This is a genomic window from Streptomyces sp. 11-1-2, from assembly GCF_003595545.1.
Taxonomy (GTDB): domain Bacteria; phylum Actinomycetota; class Actinomycetes; order Streptomycetales; family Streptomycetaceae; genus Streptomyces; species Streptomyces hygroscopicus_B.
Genome location: NZ_CP022545.1, coordinates 4,001,858 through 4,016,738 on the forward strand (window position 1 = coordinate 4,001,858; position 14,881 = coordinate 4,016,738).

Annotated in this window: 15 protein-coding genes; 10 read left to right on the plus strand and 5 right to left on the minus strand. The window is 71.9% G+C overall.

Annotated features, from left to right (window positions below; all coding sequences use genetic code 11):
* Positions 1-33: 33 nt before the first annotated feature.
* Complete coding sequence (locus tag CGL27_RS17050) at positions 34-729, plus strand: ElyC/SanA/YdcF family protein (RefSeq protein WP_119994424.1); 696 nt, start codon at positions 34-36, stop codon at positions 727-729.
* Between the two features lie 67 nt (positions 730-796).
* On the opposite strand, the gene cutA is transcribed toward CGL27_RS17050, so the two are convergent.
* Complete coding sequence (gene cutA / locus CGL27_RS17055; protein ID WP_078641256.1) at positions 797-1,120, minus strand: divalent-cation tolerance protein CutA; 324 nt, start codon at positions 1,118-1,120, stop codon at positions 797-799.
* 124 nt (positions 1,121-1,244) lie between these two features.
* Here cutA and CGL27_RS17060 point away from each other — a divergent pair, with 124 nt between their 5' ends.
* Positions 1,245-1,604 (plus strand): cupin, encoded by a 360-nt coding sequence (locus CGL27_RS17060; RefSeq protein ID WP_078641257.1) that lies wholly within the window; start codon positions 1,245-1,247, stop codon positions 1,602-1,604.
* Between the two features lie 7 nt (positions 1,605-1,611).
* Here CGL27_RS17060 and CGL27_RS17065 read toward each other — a convergent pair whose 3' ends face one another.
* The 4 genes from CGL27_RS17065 to CGL27_RS50080 all read right to left on the minus strand — a co-directional run bounded on the left by CGL27_RS17065 (position 1,612) and on the right by CGL27_RS50080 (position 6,743).
* Entirely contained in the window at positions 1,612-2,331 is a 720-nt protein-coding gene (locus CGL27_RS17065) for a TIGR04222 domain-containing membrane protein (RefSeq protein WP_119988099.1), read from the minus strand.
* Between the two features lie 113 nt (positions 2,332-2,444).
* On the minus strand, positions 2,445-5,102 hold the full coding sequence (locus tag CGL27_RS53155) for a fibronectin type III domain-containing protein (protein WP_119988102.1): 2,658 nt from the start codon (positions 5,100-5,102) through the stop codon (positions 2,445-2,447).
* Between the two features lie 239 nt (positions 5,103-5,341).
* Positions 5,342-6,004: a 1,4-alpha-glucan branching protein gene (locus tag CGL27_RS17075; protein ID WP_119988105.1), complete on the minus strand. Its 663-nt coding sequence runs from the start codon at positions 6,002-6,004 to the stop codon at positions 5,342-5,344.
* Between the two features lie 109 nt (positions 6,005-6,113).
* On the minus strand, positions 6,114-6,743 hold the full coding sequence (locus tag CGL27_RS50080; RefSeq protein ID WP_162953013.1) for a hypothetical protein: 630 nt from the start codon (positions 6,741-6,743) through the stop codon (positions 6,114-6,116).
* A gap of 172 nt (positions 6,744-6,915) precedes the next feature.
* Between CGL27_RS50080 and CGL27_RS17085 the strand changes: the two genes are divergently transcribed.
* The 8 genes from CGL27_RS17085 (at position 6,916) to CGL27_RS17120 (ending at position 14,845) form a co-directional block, all read left to right on the plus strand.
* The gene (locus CGL27_RS17085; RefSeq protein WP_078641262.1) at positions 6,916-7,593 is read left to right on the plus strand and encodes a response regulator transcription factor; all 678 of its coding nucleotides are present in this window, start codon (positions 6,916-6,918) and stop codon (positions 7,591-7,593) included.
* Positions 7,594-7,597: 4 nt separating this feature from the next.
* Positions 7,598-9,106 carry a HAMP domain-containing sensor histidine kinase gene (locus tag CGL27_RS17090; RefSeq protein ID WP_240450530.1) on the plus strand — a complete coding sequence of 503 codons (1,509 nt, stop codon included), beginning with the start codon at positions 7,598-7,600 and terminating at the stop codon, positions 9,104-9,106.
* 117 nt (positions 9,107-9,223) lie between these two features.
* Positions 9,224-10,618, plus strand: coding sequence for an ATP-binding protein (locus tag CGL27_RS17095; protein ID WP_119988108.1), 1,395 nt, complete (start codon positions 9,224-9,226; stop codon positions 10,616-10,618).
* Positions 10,618-11,067 carry a roadblock/LC7 domain-containing protein gene (locus CGL27_RS17100; RefSeq protein ID WP_078641264.1) on the plus strand — a complete coding sequence of 150 codons (450 nt, stop codon included), beginning with the start codon at positions 10,618-10,620 and terminating at the stop codon, positions 11,065-11,067. The genes CGL27_RS17095 and CGL27_RS17100 overlap by 1 nt, the downstream gene beginning before the upstream one ends.
* Positions 11,064-11,429 (plus strand): DUF742 domain-containing protein, encoded by a 366-nt coding sequence (locus CGL27_RS17105; protein WP_119988110.1) that lies wholly within the window; start codon positions 11,064-11,066, stop codon positions 11,427-11,429. The genes CGL27_RS17100 and CGL27_RS17105 overlap by 4 nt, the downstream gene beginning before the upstream one ends.
* Entirely contained in the window at positions 11,413-12,156 is a 744-nt protein-coding gene (locus CGL27_RS17110) for an ATP/GTP-binding protein (protein WP_346345734.1), read from the plus strand. Before CGL27_RS17105 ends, CGL27_RS17110 begins: the two co-directional genes overlap by 17 nt.
* Positions 12,153-13,583 carry a cytochrome P450 gene (locus CGL27_RS17115; protein ID WP_240450531.1) on the plus strand — a complete coding sequence of 477 codons (1,431 nt, stop codon included), beginning with the start codon at positions 12,153-12,155 and terminating at the stop codon, positions 13,581-13,583. Before CGL27_RS17110 ends, CGL27_RS17115 begins: the two co-directional genes overlap by 4 nt.
* Positions 13,580-14,845, plus strand: a complete 1,266-nt coding sequence (locus CGL27_RS17120) for a cytochrome P450 (RefSeq protein WP_119988113.1) — start codon at positions 13,580-13,582, stop codon at positions 14,843-14,845. Before CGL27_RS17115 ends, CGL27_RS17120 begins: the two co-directional genes overlap by 4 nt.
* Positions 14,846-14,881 lie beyond the last annotated feature (36 nt).

The window sequence follows — 14,881 nt, forward strand, 5'->3', positions numbered from 1 at the left end:
GCGACCGGATCGGTGATGCGGAAGGGGGAGCGCATGCTGGGGTGGGTGCGGGGGCGGTTGCCGCGGACGCGGCGGGGGTGGCGGCGGCTGGTGCAGGGGGGCGTCCTCGTCTGCGTACTGGCCCTGCTCCCCGCGACCTGGCTGCGGCTGAGCACGGACGACCGGATCCATACGGTCGCCGATGTGCCCTCGGCCCCGGTGGGGGTGGTCTTCGGGGCGGGGCTGTGGAACGGGGAGCCATCGCCGTATCTGGCGCACCGGCTGGACGCCGCCGTGCGGCTCTACAAGGACGGCAGGGTCCGTGCGCTGCTGGTCACCGGGGACAACAGCCGCCATGACTACGACGAACCGGACGCGATGCGCGCGTATCTCGTCAAGCGTGGGGTGCCGGACCGGCGGATCGTGAGCGACTTCGCGGGGTTCGACACCTGGGACTCCTGCAGCCGGGCCCGGCGGGTCTTCGGGGTGCACAAGGCGGTGCTGGTGAGCCAGGGGTTCCATGTGCGGCGGGCGCTGGCGCTGTGCGGGGCGGCGGGGATCGACGCGTACGGGGTCGCGGTCGACGAGCCGCACGATGTGACCTGGTACTTCGGTGGGACGCGGGAGGTCGTGGCGGCGTCCAAGGCGGCCCTGGACGCGGCGTTCGAGCCGGATCCGCGCTTCCTGGGGCCGCGGGAGCGGGGGATCGAGCGGGCGCTGGCGGGGCGGGGAGCCGCCGGCTCCCGCTGAGCGGTCGGCCCAGCCCTCGCCCCCTGTCACCGGTCGCCGGTCGCCGGTCGCCGGTCGCCGGTCGCCGTCAGCCGATCGTCGTCTCCGACACCACCCACGCCAGATAGTCCTCACTGCCGTTCACGATGGGCATCGCGATGACCTCTGGCGTCTCGTAGTCGTGCGCCTCGCGGATATGCGCCTCCAGCTCGTCGTAGCGCGCGGCGGTCGTCTTGAACAGCACCTGCCACTCGGCCGCCGTCTCGACCTCCCCCTCCCACCGGTACACGGATGTCACGGGCTGGCTGATCTGCGCACAGGCCGCCAGCCGGGCCTCGATCGCCCCGCGGGCCAGCGCCTCGGCCTTCTCGGGGGTGTCGGTGGTGGTCAGTACGGTCAGGTAGTCGGCCACTGCTGCGGTACCTCTCTCCACGGCGCGGTCGTACGGCGCGGCTGCGAACTGGCGCCCACCACGCTAGCCGGTGAGGATTGAGGGAACCCGCCGACGATCAGACCGGACCGATCGAGGGGCACTCATGGATGACCTCACCACGCTCGCGCGCCACCATCTGGACCAGGCCAAGGCCGATCCGCACGGGCGCAGCGCACATCTGTTCCTGCACGACGGCCCGCTGCGGCAGAGCGTGATCGCCATGGTCTCCGGCTGCGAGCTCGATGAGCACAACGCTCCTCCGGCGGCCAGTCTCCAGGTGCTGCACGGGCATGTACGGCTGACCGGCGGCGGTGACCGGTTGGATCTCATCGCGGGCCAGGTGCAGGAGATCCCGCATGAGCGGCACGGGTTGCGGGCTTTGGAGGACTCGGTGGTGCTGCTGACCGCCGTGACCGCCACGCAGGGCTGCCCCACCCCCTACGAGGACGCGGCCACGGCCTGACGGCAACCTAGTCGCTTCCCCCGCCGCCACCACCGCCGCCGCAGGAGTGGTGGCCGCCGCCGTGGCTACCACCGTGGCCACCGCCGTGGCCACCGCCGTGGCCTCCGCCATGGTCGTCGCCCCACGAGTGCGTCTCGTAGAAGGACTCGTGGTCGGGGTAGCCGGGGTCGTAGGCGATGAGGACGTGCCGCTCCCAGTAGGCCGGATCGCCGTTCGGGATGGGTATCGCCGCGCTGACGGCCTTGCGCCGCACCGGCTCCGGGAGGACGACGGGTCCGTAGAAGACGTACGAGGGGAGCGCTCCCGCCCGCACGGCCGCTTCGACCCGGCGTCGGCCCGTGCGGGTGGGGCGGCCCCGGAGGCGGGTGAGCAGACCACCGGAGGCGAGCCGGTCCCGGATCGCGTCCAGCTCGGGCCCGTGGAGCAGCGTGGGGACCACATGGTCCACCGGCTTCGGGCGGGGGCACAGCGCGATGAGCGCGCGTTCGACCGGGTGCTCGGCCTCCCCCGCCTTGGCGTGTATCCGGGAGCGCCGGAGGGTGATCGCGTCCCGCTCCTGAAGCGCTATCAGGAGGGTCTGGATCACCCACCGCCGCCCGCCCACCAGATAAGCGGTGTCATAGAGGTCATAGATGTCATGGATGTCCGGCGCCTGGCCCGCCGCCTCCTGTGGCTCCGCCGAGGCGGGGCGTCTGAATATGGCCCACATCGGAATGCCCCCGTCCATCCATGTCGATCCATGTCCATCCGAACTACTCACTTACCGTCAGTTTTGTCCCTCTGAACGGTGATGAACCCGGATCGACGTGGTTTCAGAGCGGGATTTGAGCTTTCCCGCCCTTATCCGGACGGGGTCGTGACGGACACCTCGGCGGACAGGCCGGTGCCGGTGGCCGTCAGGGCCGCGATCGAGAAGGTGTACGCGGTGGATGGGCGCAGATTGCCGATCACCCGCAGCATGCCCTTGGCCCGGGGCTGGGCGACCAGGACGTCGCGGCCGGTCACGGTGACGGTGCGGCCGTCGGAGACGGTGATCCGGTAGCCGATGACGGGGGTGTCGCCGGTGGTCTTGGGCGGCGTCCAGGACAGCCTGGCGGCCGTGGCCTCCGCGTTGACCTTCACGCCGGTGGAGACGGCGGGCAGGGCGCCGGAGCCGTCGCCGGTGGGCGTGACGGGGGCGGCGGCCGGCGACCTCTCGCTCTGCCCCACCCGGTTCCGGGCCGTGACGGTCACCGTGTACGGCGTGCCGTTGGTGAGCCCGTCGACCACCGCGTACGCGGTGCGCTTGAAGCGCGCCGCCGGGACGGTGGTGGAGACGCTATGGGTGCCGTTGGTCGCGGTGACGGTGTACGAGGTGACCGGGGACCCGCCATCGACGTACGACGGGTTCCAGGTGACGTACGCCGAGCCGTCCGCCGCGAAGTCACCCACGCGGGTGGGTGCTTCGGGTACGGAGCGGGTGGCGAACGTGCGGCCGAGCAGCCCTCGGTAGCGGGGTTCGAGACCGGCCGCGGCCACGATGCCGGCCGGTGCCTTCGAGGGGTCGGCCAGGATGTGGTTGCCGGACGTCACCACGCCCTTGTCGTTGCCGTCGCGGTCGCCCTGCTCCCAGTAGTTGCCGACGATACGGGTCGGGTCGTTGTTGCCGAGGTCGTCGCGGTAGTCGACATGTGCGCTGAGGACGTTGGCCTGGGCGCCGTAGAGGACGTTGCCCTCTACCGTGACGTAGGTGCAGCCGTTATCGGTGTAGATGGTCCGGCCCAGCCCCCACCCGTCGTGGATGACATTGCCGGTGATCTTCTCGCCGTTGTCGAGGGAACTGCCGGTGAGGCCCTGGGTGTAGACGCCCGCGCCGTCGTCGAGGGCCTGCATGTAGTCGAAGATGAGGTTGTCGGCCACCGAGTTGTCGTGCGACACATTGGCGGTGGCCGGTTTGCCGATCTTGTCGGGCCAGCCGCCCCAGCCCATGGAGATCGCCGAGTAGCCGACATGGTCGATCTGGTTGTGGGCGATGGTGTTGTTCTGGGTGTAGCCGTTGAGGATGGCGACACCGCCGTGGTACTCGCGGGGCAGCGCGTAGAGGTGGTTGTTCGTCACCGACACCTTGCGGGTGAGGTCGGCGTCGCTGCCGGGCCGGGGGGCGTCGACCCCGCCGATCTCCATGCCGTTGCCGGAGATGTCGGTGAAGACGTTGCCGCGCACGGTGGTGTTCTGTGTTCCGGTGCCGAGTTCGAGCCCGGCCGCGCCGAGGTGAACGAAGGCGTTGTCGGAGAACTCCAGGTCGCGGCCATGGCTGATGGCCACGTTGCCGGGCATCCTGGTCCAGGACGCGTACGGGCAGGTGCCGCCCGGGGTGTATTCGCACAGCCCCTGGGTCTTCCAGCCCTCCGCGCCGGTCACCGTGTAGCCCGCCTGCACCTCGGAGAAGCCCTCGGGTGAGGAGGGGGTGAGCCAGGTGGCGTACGAGAACTGGATGCCTCGCAGGGCGATGTCGTGCAGCGGCGCGCTTCCGGTGCCCCGCCCGTCGACCAGCTTCTCCAGGACCGGCGCCTCCACATCCGCGGTGCGCGGGTTCTCCCCGGAGCGCGGGCGGTAGTAGACGGTGCGGGTGTGCCGGTCGAGGTACCACTCTCCGGGCTGGTCGAGGACCTCGTAGGCGTTCTCGACATAGCCGGGCAGTGCGTCACTGGTGAGCTTGCCGGGGCCGACCATGTTGATGCTGCGGCCGGGGATGTCGGGGAACTCCACGCGCTTGGTGGAGTTGTCCCAGCACGGCTGGGCCATGGTGACGGTGGTGCCGGTCATCGAGCCGATCGGGCAGCGCGGTTCGGTCCAGGGGCCGAGGCCGTACTGCTGGATGTTCCACAGCGCCTCACCGCTGGGGTAGACGAACTCGATGTCCGACGGATTGCGCCAGCGGGCGAGGGTGTCGGCGGACGCGGTGTAGCCGGTGGCGGTGGACTTGAGCGTCACCGGTATCGGCCCGCGCGCCCGCTGGGCGCGGACGCCGTTCACGTACAGCTGCCGGGTGTTGTCCAGCCCGGCGGGCGCGGGCGCCGACCACAGCCCGGACCTGCCTTTGACCGGCTTCCAGTGCTGGACGGCCCGGCCGCCGCTGAACACGGTGCCCTTGCTGCCCTGCCAGATGACGCGGTGCCCATTGCCCCCGGAGTCACGGGAGTCGAGGACGAGCGGGCGGGCGAGGCGGTACGTACCCGGCGCGAGGTGCACCGTGAGGTCGGCGGCGAGCCGGTCGGTGCGCTGCCGTACGAGGTCGCGGGCGCGCTCGGGGGTGCGGACCGGGGCGGTGCGGGTGCCGGGCGCGCGGTCGTCGCCGTTCGGCGCGACATACACATCGGGGGCGGGGCGAGGCGCCCGTGCGACGGCGTCGGCGGTGCCGCCGAAGGCGGCGCCGAGGGTGGCGAGGACGGCCGCGACGGCGGCGAATCTGGGGGCCTTGCGGGCGGTCCGGGTGCGTGAGCGTACGTACTCCGACATGTCCCTCCCTGCGGAACCTTGCTGGAACCCTGTTGGAACCCTGCTGGAACTCGTGGAGTGGCCCCGGGAAAGGTAGGATCTATAAGAGGAACACGTCAATATAGGCGGCATAATCCGCCTCGCTTCGCCCCTTGGGTATCAATTCATTGGATCTATCGGCCTGGTGCTGACCCCATGGGCGCGACGGGAGCACCGGCCACGCCGACGCTCCCGCCCCCGCCCAACCGCCCGACGGTGCGTCAGGACACCGTGTCGTGCAGGACGGCGAACCGGCCGCGGACCTCGTCGTCCTCCGACAGCCGCCAGCCCGCGCTGACATGGCCCCGGACCCCGGCCGTCTCCGCACCGGACTCCGGACGCAGAACGCGCGTCACCTGGAGAACGACCCCGTCGCCGACCAGCAGGCGGGTGCCGTCCGGCCCGTTGGCGACGGCCGACGCCTCGGCGACCCCGGCCGGGACCTCGAACCCGGCGCCGGTCACCTCGGCGGTGACGGAGGGGTCGGGGGTGTCGGACAGGCTCTGCGCCTGCGGTTCGGCGCGGCCCTGGAGGAGCGCGAGCAACTGGCTCACGAGCACCGGGTCGTGCGCCCCGTCGTAGACCCACCGCTGCCCCAGCACCCCGTGCTCGGTCGTGCCGATGAGGGCCTGCCCGGCTCCGGCGAGCGGCGCCGCGCGGTAGGTCATCGGTACGTGGTACCAGGCGGGCCGATCACCGGCGTCGTCCCGCACCACCATGAACTCGATCCCCACCTCGCCCTCGGGGTCGTCGAGCCGGAAGCCACCGGCCTTGGACAGCTCCGGCGCGCGCTGGGCGGCGGCGTACCACGGCTGCCCGGGCAGCCAGGCCGTGAGCAGCTCCACCTTGGTCGGACTCATCGTGGTCTTGTGAATGATCGACATGACGGGAGAACACCGTGCCCCGGCGTGTGCTTCCCACGGAACGCGCGAGGGCCCGGCGCGCCATGCGCGCCGGGCCGCCGGCCGATCCCCCCACGGGCCGGCCGGTGGTTCAGGAGCGGGTCGCCCCGACCGCCGCGCTCGTCGCGTCCGCGGACCGGTCGTCGGCGCGGTGCGCTTCCTTGATCACCACGATCTTGCAGGTCTTGGACGGCTTACCGGGCTTGGCCGGCTCACCGGGCCTGGTCGGCTTGCCCGGCTTGGTCGGCGTCGTGGGGCGGGCGGGAACGGCGGAGTCGTCGTCCTTGGTCCCGGCCTTGCCCTTGATAATGACGATCGTGCACACCTTGCCGGGCTTGCCCGGGAAGGCGGGGATGGTGGGGATGGCGCAGACGTCGCCGTGCCCGCGGGCACCGTCCTTCGGCGCCACGGTGACCTTCTTGTCGTCGGCCTTGACCGTCCCGGTGGCCTTGCCCACCTCGGTCAGCCCGACCGCCTTGGCGGACTTGGCGGAGTTGGCGGGCTTGGCCGGCTTGACGGCCTTGGCGCCCGGCACCGCCCGGCAGATGGCCGTGTCGCTGGGCTTCGACTTCGCATTGGAGGCGGAGGCCGACGCCGAGGAGTGGGACGAGGACGAAGCCGAGGCGGGGACCGCGGCCCCCAGCGCCAGGGCACCGGCCGCCATGGCGAGCACGACACCGCGCCGCTTCGCGGTCGTGGCCCGGGGCAGGAAATGAGACATGGGCACAGCTCTCCTTCATTCGGGGAGTGGAACCGGCTGCCGAAGGACCCTTGATCCGTCGGCGCACTCACCGTGGCGCACCGATGCTGAGTCCTCGCTGAACCGCCTGAGGCCCCGCTGAAACCGGTGCCGGTTCAGCGGGGCCTCAGCTTGCCCATGCCATCCTGACCGCGTGCGCATACTGGTGGTGGAAGACGACGCCCGGCTCCGCGAACTGCTCACCGAGGGCCTGGAGCAGGAGGGTTTCACCATCGAGACGGCGGCGGACGGGCCCAGCGGCCTGGCGCTCGCCCGCTCCGGCGGATACGCGGCGATCGTGCTGGATGTGATGCTTCCCGGGTGCTCCGGCTATCAACTGTGCTCGCGGCTGCGCGAGAAGGGCGACTGGACGCCGATCCTGATGCTCACCGCCAAGGACGGCGAGTACGACGAGGCCGATGGGCTCGACGTGGGCGCGGACGACTATCTGACCAAGCCGTTCTCCTTCGTCGTCCTGATCGCACGGGTGCGGGCCCTGGTGCGGCGCGGCGGGCTGGACCGGCCCGACGTGCTGGAGCTGGGCGATCTGCGGCTGGAGCCCGCGGCGTTGGCCTGTGCGCGGGGGAAGGAGGAGGTCACGCTCACGGCCAAGGAGTTCGCCGTGCTGGAGTACCTCGCCCGGCGCGCGGGCCAGGTGGTCTCCAAGTCCGAGATCGTGCAGAGCGTGTGGGACACCGCGTACGACGGCGGGGCCAATCTGGTCGAGGTCTACATCCGGAGCCTGCGCCGGAAGATCGACGTGCCGTACGGGCGGCAGTCGATCCGCACGATACGGGGCGCGGGCTATCTGCTGGCCCGCGACGGAGGGTGAGACGGTGGGGCACATCAGCGCGGGCGCGGGCCGCACGGCGGACACGGGGCATATCGCGGACGCCGGGCAGGACATCGGACAGGACGTCGGGCCGGACGTCCGGCAGGACATCGGGCACACGGCCGACGGTGAGGACCCAGGGGACACGGCCGACGGTGAGGACCCAGGGGACACGGGACGCCGCCGCCCGCGTCTGACGTCCGGGTTGACCGTGCGCGCCAAGGCCGTGCTGGCGGCAGCCGGAACCGTGGCCTTCGCGATCGGGCTGTGCATGCTGGCCCTGGTGCTGGCCCTGCAGCACAACCTCCGCGCCAGCGCCGACGCGGACGCCAGGAACGCCGCCGTGGCGATCAAGGGTCAGTTGGCGCAGGCCCGCCCCGCGCCGCAGCGGGCGTTCATCGTCGCCCCCGGCCAGGTGACGATCAAGGACGTCTCCGGCCGGACGGTCACCCCCACGATGCCGACGGAGACCGGCTCGCGGCAGGCAGAGGCCACCCCGCAGGACTCGGCCGGTTCCACGATGCTTCCGGCCGAGCCCGTCGAGCCCATCCAGGCCGGGCAGCCGTACAGCGTGCAGGTGAGCCCCTCGACCACCGCCGTCGACAACGCCACCGGTCTGCTGCTGCGCCAGGCCGCCCCCGCGGCCGCCGGTCTGGTGCTGTTCGTGGCGGGGCTCACCTGGCTGCTCGTGGGGCGCGCCCTGCGCCCGGTCGCCGCGATGCGGCAGGAGTTCACCGAGATCACCGAGCGCGATCTGCATCGCCGGGTGCCGGTGCCCCGGGCGCGGGACGAGATCCACCGGCTGGCCCGGACCATGAACGCCACGCTGGACCGGCTGCACCGGGCCATGACCCGGCAGCGGCAGTTCGTGGCCGACGCCTCGCATGAGCTGCGCAGCCCCATCGCGGCCGTGCGCGCCCAGCTCGAACTGGTCCTGGCCCGCCCGTCGCGTACCGACTGGCCGGCCGCCGTGCACAAGGCGCTGCGGGACACCGACCGGCTGCAGGCCGTCGCCTCCGATCTGCTGCTGCTCGCCCGGCTGGACGCGCAGGAGGCGCCGCGCACCGCGGCCGTGGATCTTGGCGCGCTGGCGGCCGAGGAGGTACGGCGCCACCCGGGCGCGCTCACGTTGGCCGGGGAGCAGGAGCGGGCGGCCGTCGTGACCGGCAGCCGAGTGCAGCTTTCCCGGCTGCTCACCAACCTCGCCGACAATGCCCGCCGGCACACCAGTACCACCGTCTCGATCACCGTGGCGGTCCGCGATGGCCAGGTCGAACTGGCCGTGGACGACGACGGTCCGGGCATCCCCGAAGCCGACCGCGAGCGCGTGTTCGAGCGGTTCACCCGGCTGGATGATGCCCGGGCCCGCCAGGACGGCGGCACCGGCCTCGGGCTCGCCATCGCCAATGACATCGCTCACGCCCACGGTGGCACCCTTACGGTGCTCACCAGCCCGCGGGGCGGGGCTCGCCTGCTGTTGTGTCTGCCGCGAACGGACGTCGCCCGACCCTGACCCCGGTGCGGACGCGCTGTCTCACTCGTGAGAGTTTGGCAACTACCGGACCAGACTGATCAGTTGGTCAGTAGTATCTGCCCTTTCCTGGCCGTGTCCCAGATGGAGGTGTCAAAGGTGCTGTCGGGGACGGAGGCCGTCGTCGTGGCCGCGTCCGCGGTGCTGGTACTGGTGCTGTCGCTGTGCCTCACCTGGGTGGTCAGACTCCGTCGCGCGCTTGCTGACGCGCGTGCGGCGACCGAGCGAGAACGAGCCGTTTCCGAACGGGAACGAGCCAATACCGCGCACGAGCGCGCGCTGGCGGCCGAGCGCGGCGAAGAGGTCGCCCGGCTGGCCGCCGTACAGACCGACCTGGACGAGGCGGCGCGCCGGGAGCGGCGGCTGCGCGACTCCGTCCAGGCGTCGTTCGAGTCCGTGGCCCGCAATATGCACGCCATGTCGATGGTGCAGCAGCAGGTCCTCGACGGCCTCGAGCAGCATGTCGAGGACTCGCGGCTGATGGGCGAGGTGATGAAGGCGGACCACGCCGCCGCCCAGATGACCCGCAAGGCCCAGACGCTGCTGGTGATGTGCGGGATCTGGCCGGCCCGGCGGGAGACCAGGCCGGTGTCGCTCTTCGACTGTGTGCGCGGCGCGCAGTCGCGCATCGTGGAATTCGGCCGGGTGGACGTCCACGGCGGCCAGACCCTGTACGCGGTGGCACCCGCCGTGGAGGGCCTGATGCACGCGGTGGCCGAACTCCTGGAGAACGCCACGGTCTTCTCCCCCTCCCGCACCCAGGTCGCGGTCGCCGTCCGGGAGGTCGCGGCCGGTGCGGTCATCGAGATCGACGACGCGGGGCTCGGCATGCCGCCGGACGTGCTGGAAAAGGCCGTGGGCCAACTGCGGGACGGTCTCGACCTGGCCCAGCTCGGCGCCGTGCCGCGGCTGGGGCTCGCCTGTGTCGGGCGCTGGTCGCGGGAGCTGGGCTTCGGGGTGGAGCTGTCCACGGCGTCGGCGTACGGCGGTACCCGGGTGGTGGTCTTCGTACCGCACCGGCTGCTGACCGAGCCGGCGAGCACGGTCCGGGCGGCGGACCACAAGCCGGTGGTCGTGGAGCCCGTGACCGTCGGCACGGTGAGCCACGACGCGGGCGGCACCGGCCTCGGCCCGGCCGCCGCGGGCCCGGCCGGGAGCGGCTCGCTCAACGGCCTGTCCGCGGACACCCCCGACGCGCCCGAGGCCCCCGCGCCGCTCGGCACTGGACTGCCCCGGCGCCGCAACCGCCGCCGCCCGGCCTCCGGAAGCGCCCTGGCCGACACCGCCGACACGGCCACCGCCTCCGGCGCACCGGCCCGCGCCGCGCCCACCCCCCGGGCCGGCGCCTGGACGCCCGAGGCCGCCCGCGCCTCCATCACCAGCGTCGTCTCCGGCACCCGCCGGGGGCGGGTGGAAGCGGAGGCGGAGGACAGGGCCGTACCACTGACGGAAGAAAAGAGTCCGGACCGAGAAGACCGAGAAGGAGGCTGGTAGTGGCCGGAACCATATCCAAATTGCCCGATGTTGGATGGATGCTGCGTCCGCTGACAGGGATCCCCGGGGTGCGGCATGCCGTCGTCGTCTCGGAGGACGGTCTGCGCATGGGCCACGACTCCGCCGAGGGGCTGTCCGGCGAGGTGTCCCGGCTCGGCGTGGACGAGGCCGAGTCGCTGGCCGCCGCCTGTGCCGCGCTGACGGTGACCAGCCAGTCCACCGTGTCGCTGCTGTTCGGCGAGGAGGCGGGGGTGCGGCAGCTGATGATCGAATCCGACAGCGGGTTCGTGCTGTTCACCTCGGCCGGTCAGGGCGCCTCGCTGGGGGTGGCCACCGACACCGAGACGGATGTCGGCCTGGTGGCCCAGCAGATGCAGTTACTGGTCGCGAAGATCGGTGCCCATCTGAGCAGTCAGCCGCGGGACCCGATGGGCCGCCCGGCGTCATGAGCTCGCCCGGCGAGGAACGCACAACGGCCGCGGTGCGCCCCTATGTGATCACACGGGGGCGCGCCGGTTCCTCACGGGAAGCTCTGCCGCTGGAAACGCTCGTCATGGCGTCCGGGAGCGCGCTGCCGCCGCATCTGCAGCCCGAGTACCGGCGGATCGCCGACCACTGCCAGGGGCTGCTGTCGGTGGCGGAGGTCGCCGCCCATCTCGGTCAGCCGCCGGCCGTGGTGCAGGTGCTGCTCGCGGATCTCATCGACTGGGGGCACATCGTGGCGCGTCCGCCGATCCGGGTGGTCAAGCGAAAACGTGCCGATTTGGACTTGCTGAGGAAGGTGCTCGATGGGCTTGAGAGCAAGCTCTGAGATCTCGATGGCCGGTACGGACGGCACAACGCAGACGAACCCCGCGGCCCGCCAGGGCAACGCGGACCGCACGACCCGCACAGACCACACCAACGAGACAGGCGATACGGACGAGACGGGCGATACGGACGACATGGACGACATGGACGACACCCCCGTCATGTACGTGCAGTCCAGCGTGGCCGGGGCCGCCAAGATCCTGGTGGTCGGCCCGATGGGCGTCGGCAAGACCACGCTGATCGGCACGGTGTCGGAGATCAAGCCGCTCTCCACCGAGGCGACGATGAGCCAGGCCGGGGCCCGGCTCGACACCAAGGTGCGGCCGTCGAAGACCACGACCACCGTCGCGCTGGACTTCGGGCGGATCACGCTGGGCGGCGAGCTGGTGCTGTATCTCTTCGGCACCCCCGGCCAGCAGCGATTCCTCCCCGCCTGGAAGGACCTGGCGCGCGGCGCGCTGGGCGCGCTCGCACTGGTCGACACCCGCGATCTGGAGGCGTCCTTCGACGCCATCGGGCATCTGGAGGACCTGGATGTGCCGTTCTCCGTCGCGGTCAACGCCTTCCCGGACAGCAAGCAGCACAGCGAGGACGATCTGCGCTCCGCGCTCGATCTGCTCCCGCACACCCCGCTGGTCATCTGTGACGCCCGTGAGCACCAGTCCTCGGTCAAGGCGCTGATCTCGCTCGTCTCGCATCTGATCGAGACACTCACGGAGGCGTCATGACCGCCCCGGCCCGCACCCGGGTGCCGCTGTACGGAACCGCGCTCGACGGTCCGCTGACCGACCTGTACGAGCGGATGCGGCGCGACCACGGTCCGGTGGTCCCGGTGGAGATCGCGCCCCGGGTCGAGGCATGGCTGGTCATCGGCCACCGCGAGCTGCTCCATCTCACCCGCGACGAGCAGTACTTCTCCCATGACCCGCGCCGCTGGAGCCCGCTGCGCGAGGGCCGGGTGGCCGCCGACTCACCGCTGATGCCGCTGGTGGGCTGGCGCCCGGCGCTGCTGTTCGCCGACGGCGCGGCGCACCGCCGGATGCGCTCGGCGGTGGCCGACGCGCTGGGGCGGGTCAACGGCCATGAGCTGATCCGTACGGTGCGGGCCACCGCGGAGCGGCTGGTCACCGGGTTCGCCGACCGGCACGCGGCGGATCTGGTGGAGAGCTACGCGCGTCTCCTGCCGCTGCAGGTCGTCACCGAACTGCTGGGGCTCGACGAGGAGAACGGGGCGCGGCTGGTCGAGACGCTCACCACGATCGTCGCCCCGACCGTGGCCGCCACCGGCGCCAACAAGCGGATGGGCCAGATCCTGCTGGAGCTGATCGCCGGGAAGAAGCGGCGGCCGGGCGCGGATCTGACGTCCTGGCTGCTGGAGCACCCCGTCGGGCTCAGCGACGAGGAGGTGCTGCACAACCTCGTGGTGATCATCGTCGCGGGGAACAACACCACCGTGAACTGGATCGCCTCCACGATCCAGATCCTGCTCACCGACCCCGCGTTCCGCTCCTCGCTGACCCACGGCCATCTCACCGTCGACGACGCCCTGGACCTGGTGCTGTGGCGCCAGCCGCCCACCCAGAACTTCCCCGGCCGCTACGCCACCCGCGATCTGCGCTTCGGCGGCCAGGACATCCGCACCGGGGACATGCTCATCCTGGGCCTCGCGGGCGCCAACGCCGATCCGGAGGTGCTGCCCGAGGACGGGCGGCCGGTGGTCGGCAACCGCTCGTACCTCGCCTTCGGCGCGGGCCCGCACACCTGCCCGGCGCGCGATCCGGCCCGGCTGATCACCCGTACCGCCGTGGACACCCTGCGCCACCGGCTGCCCGATATGGAGATCGCGGTGCCGGAGGAGCAGCTTCCGTGGATCACCTCGCCGTGGTCCAAGGGGCTGGCCAAGCTGCCGGTGCGGTTCTCGGCGCCGCAGCTCGCGGCCGACACCCCGGGCCGGGCCTCCGACTCCACTGGCCGGGCCTCCGGCTTCACTGGCCGGGCCTCCGGCTTCACTGGCCGGGCCTCCGGCTTCACGGCTCCTCCGACCTCCCACTCCGCGGCCCGGTCCTCCCGCTCCACGGCTCCTCCGACCTCCCACTCCCCGGCTACGACCCCCGCCTCCCCGGCCCCCGACTCCCCCGCAGGAGACCGCAGATGACCGACGGCCGATGCCCCGTGTCGCACGCCGACCTCGCACCGCACCGCCTGGACCCCACCGGGGCACACCAGCACGCGGTCAACGAAGAGCTGCGCGCCCGCGGGGCCGCGGTCCCGGTCCTGCTGCCCGGTGACGTACCGGGGTACGCCATCACCCGGCACGAGGAGCTGAAGGACTTCGTCACCCACCCCGACGTGGCCAAGAACGCCTGCCACTTCGCCGCCCTGCAGCGGGACGAGCTCCCGCCGGGCTGGCCGATGCGGACCTTCGCCACCGTCCGGGGCATGATCACCGCGGACGGCGAGGACCACAAGCGGCTGCGGTCCCTGGTGACCCGGGCGTTCACTCCGCGCCGGGTGGAGGCGCTGCACCCGGTGGTCCGCGAGCTGACCGGCACGCTGCTGGACCGGCTGGCCGGGGCCGCCGCCGCGGATCCGGACGGGGTGGCCGACCTGCGCCGCCACTTCGCGCTGCCGCTGCCGATGAGCGTGATCTGCCGGCTCCTGGGCGTCGACGACGAGTACCAGGACCGGCTGCACGAGCTGTCCAACGAGATCGTCTCCACCCACACGGCCCCGGAGCGGGTCCCGGCCGCCAACCGAGAGATGGTCGCGATCCTCGGCCAGGTGGCGGCGGCCCGGGCGAAGGACCCGGGGGACGATCTGACCAGCGCGCTGATAGCGGCCCGTGAGGAGGACGGCGACCGGCTCGCCGAGGAAGAGCTGATCGGCACCCTGATGCTGACGATCATCGCCGGACACGAGACCACGCTCAACCTGATCACCAACGCGGTACGGGCGCTGTGCAACCACCGCGACCAACTGGATCTTGTTCGCTCCGGTGCCGCGACCTGGGGCGATGTGGTCGAGGAGACGCTGCGGTACGACGGCCCGGTGAGCTACTTCCCGTTCCGCTACCCCACCAGGGACCTCCCGGTCGGGGACACGGTCATCCCCAAGGGCGCGCCCGTGCTCGTCTCGTACACCGCCGCCGGGCGCGACGAGCGGGCGTACGGCCCGGACGCCGGTCGCTTCGACGTCACCCGGGGCGCCCGCCATCTGTCCTTCGGCCACGGCGCCCACTTCTGCCTGGGCGCCCCGCTGGCCCGAATGGAGGCCGTGGTCGCCCTCGAGGCGCTCTTCACCCGCTTCCCCGGCCTCGATCTGGCCGTCCCGGACGAGGAGCTGGTCCCGCACCCCAGCTTCGTCGGCAACAGCCCGCAGCGGCTCCCCATCCGGCTCGGGGCGGCTCACAGCGCCTGAGCCGGTGCGCTGAGGGCAGCGTTGCCTCCGGGAAAC

Excerpts from the sequence above, each read along its gene's own strand:
- CGL27_RS17050 (WP_119994424.1), top strand. The coding sequence starts at position 34 with ATGCTGGGGTGGGTGCGGGGGCGGTTGCCGCGGACGCGGCGGGGGTGG.
- CGL27_RS17060 (WP_078641257.1), top strand. The coding sequence starts at position 1,245 with ATGGATGACCTCACCACGCTCGCGCGCCACCATCTGGACCAGGCCAAG.
- CGL27_RS17065 (WP_119988099.1), bottom strand. The coding sequence starts at position 2,331 with ATGGACGGGGGCATTCCGATGTGGGCCATATTCAGACGCCCCGCCTCG.
- CGL27_RS53155 (WP_119988102.1), bottom strand. The coding sequence starts at position 5,102 with ATGTCGGAGTACGTACGCTCACGCACCCGGACCGCCCGCAAGGCCCCC.
- CGL27_RS17075 (WP_119988105.1), bottom strand. The coding sequence starts at position 6,004 with ATGTCGATCATTCACAAGACCACGATGAGTCCGACCAAGGTGGAGCTG.
- CGL27_RS50080 (WP_162953013.1), bottom strand. The coding sequence starts at position 6,743 with ATGTCTCATTTCCTGCCCCGGGCCACGACCGCGAAGCGGCGCGGTGTC.
- CGL27_RS17105 (WP_119988110.1), top strand. The coding sequence starts at position 11,064 with ATGAGCTCGCCCGGCGAGGAACGCACAACGGCCGCGGTGCGCCCCTAT.
- CGL27_RS17115 (WP_240450531.1), top strand. The coding sequence starts at position 12,153 with ATGACCGCCCCGGCCCGCACCCGGGTGCCGCTGTACGGAACCGCGCTC.
- CGL27_RS17120 (WP_119988113.1), top strand. The coding sequence starts at position 13,580 with ATGACCGACGGCCGATGCCCCGTGTCGCACGCCGACCTCGCACCGCAC.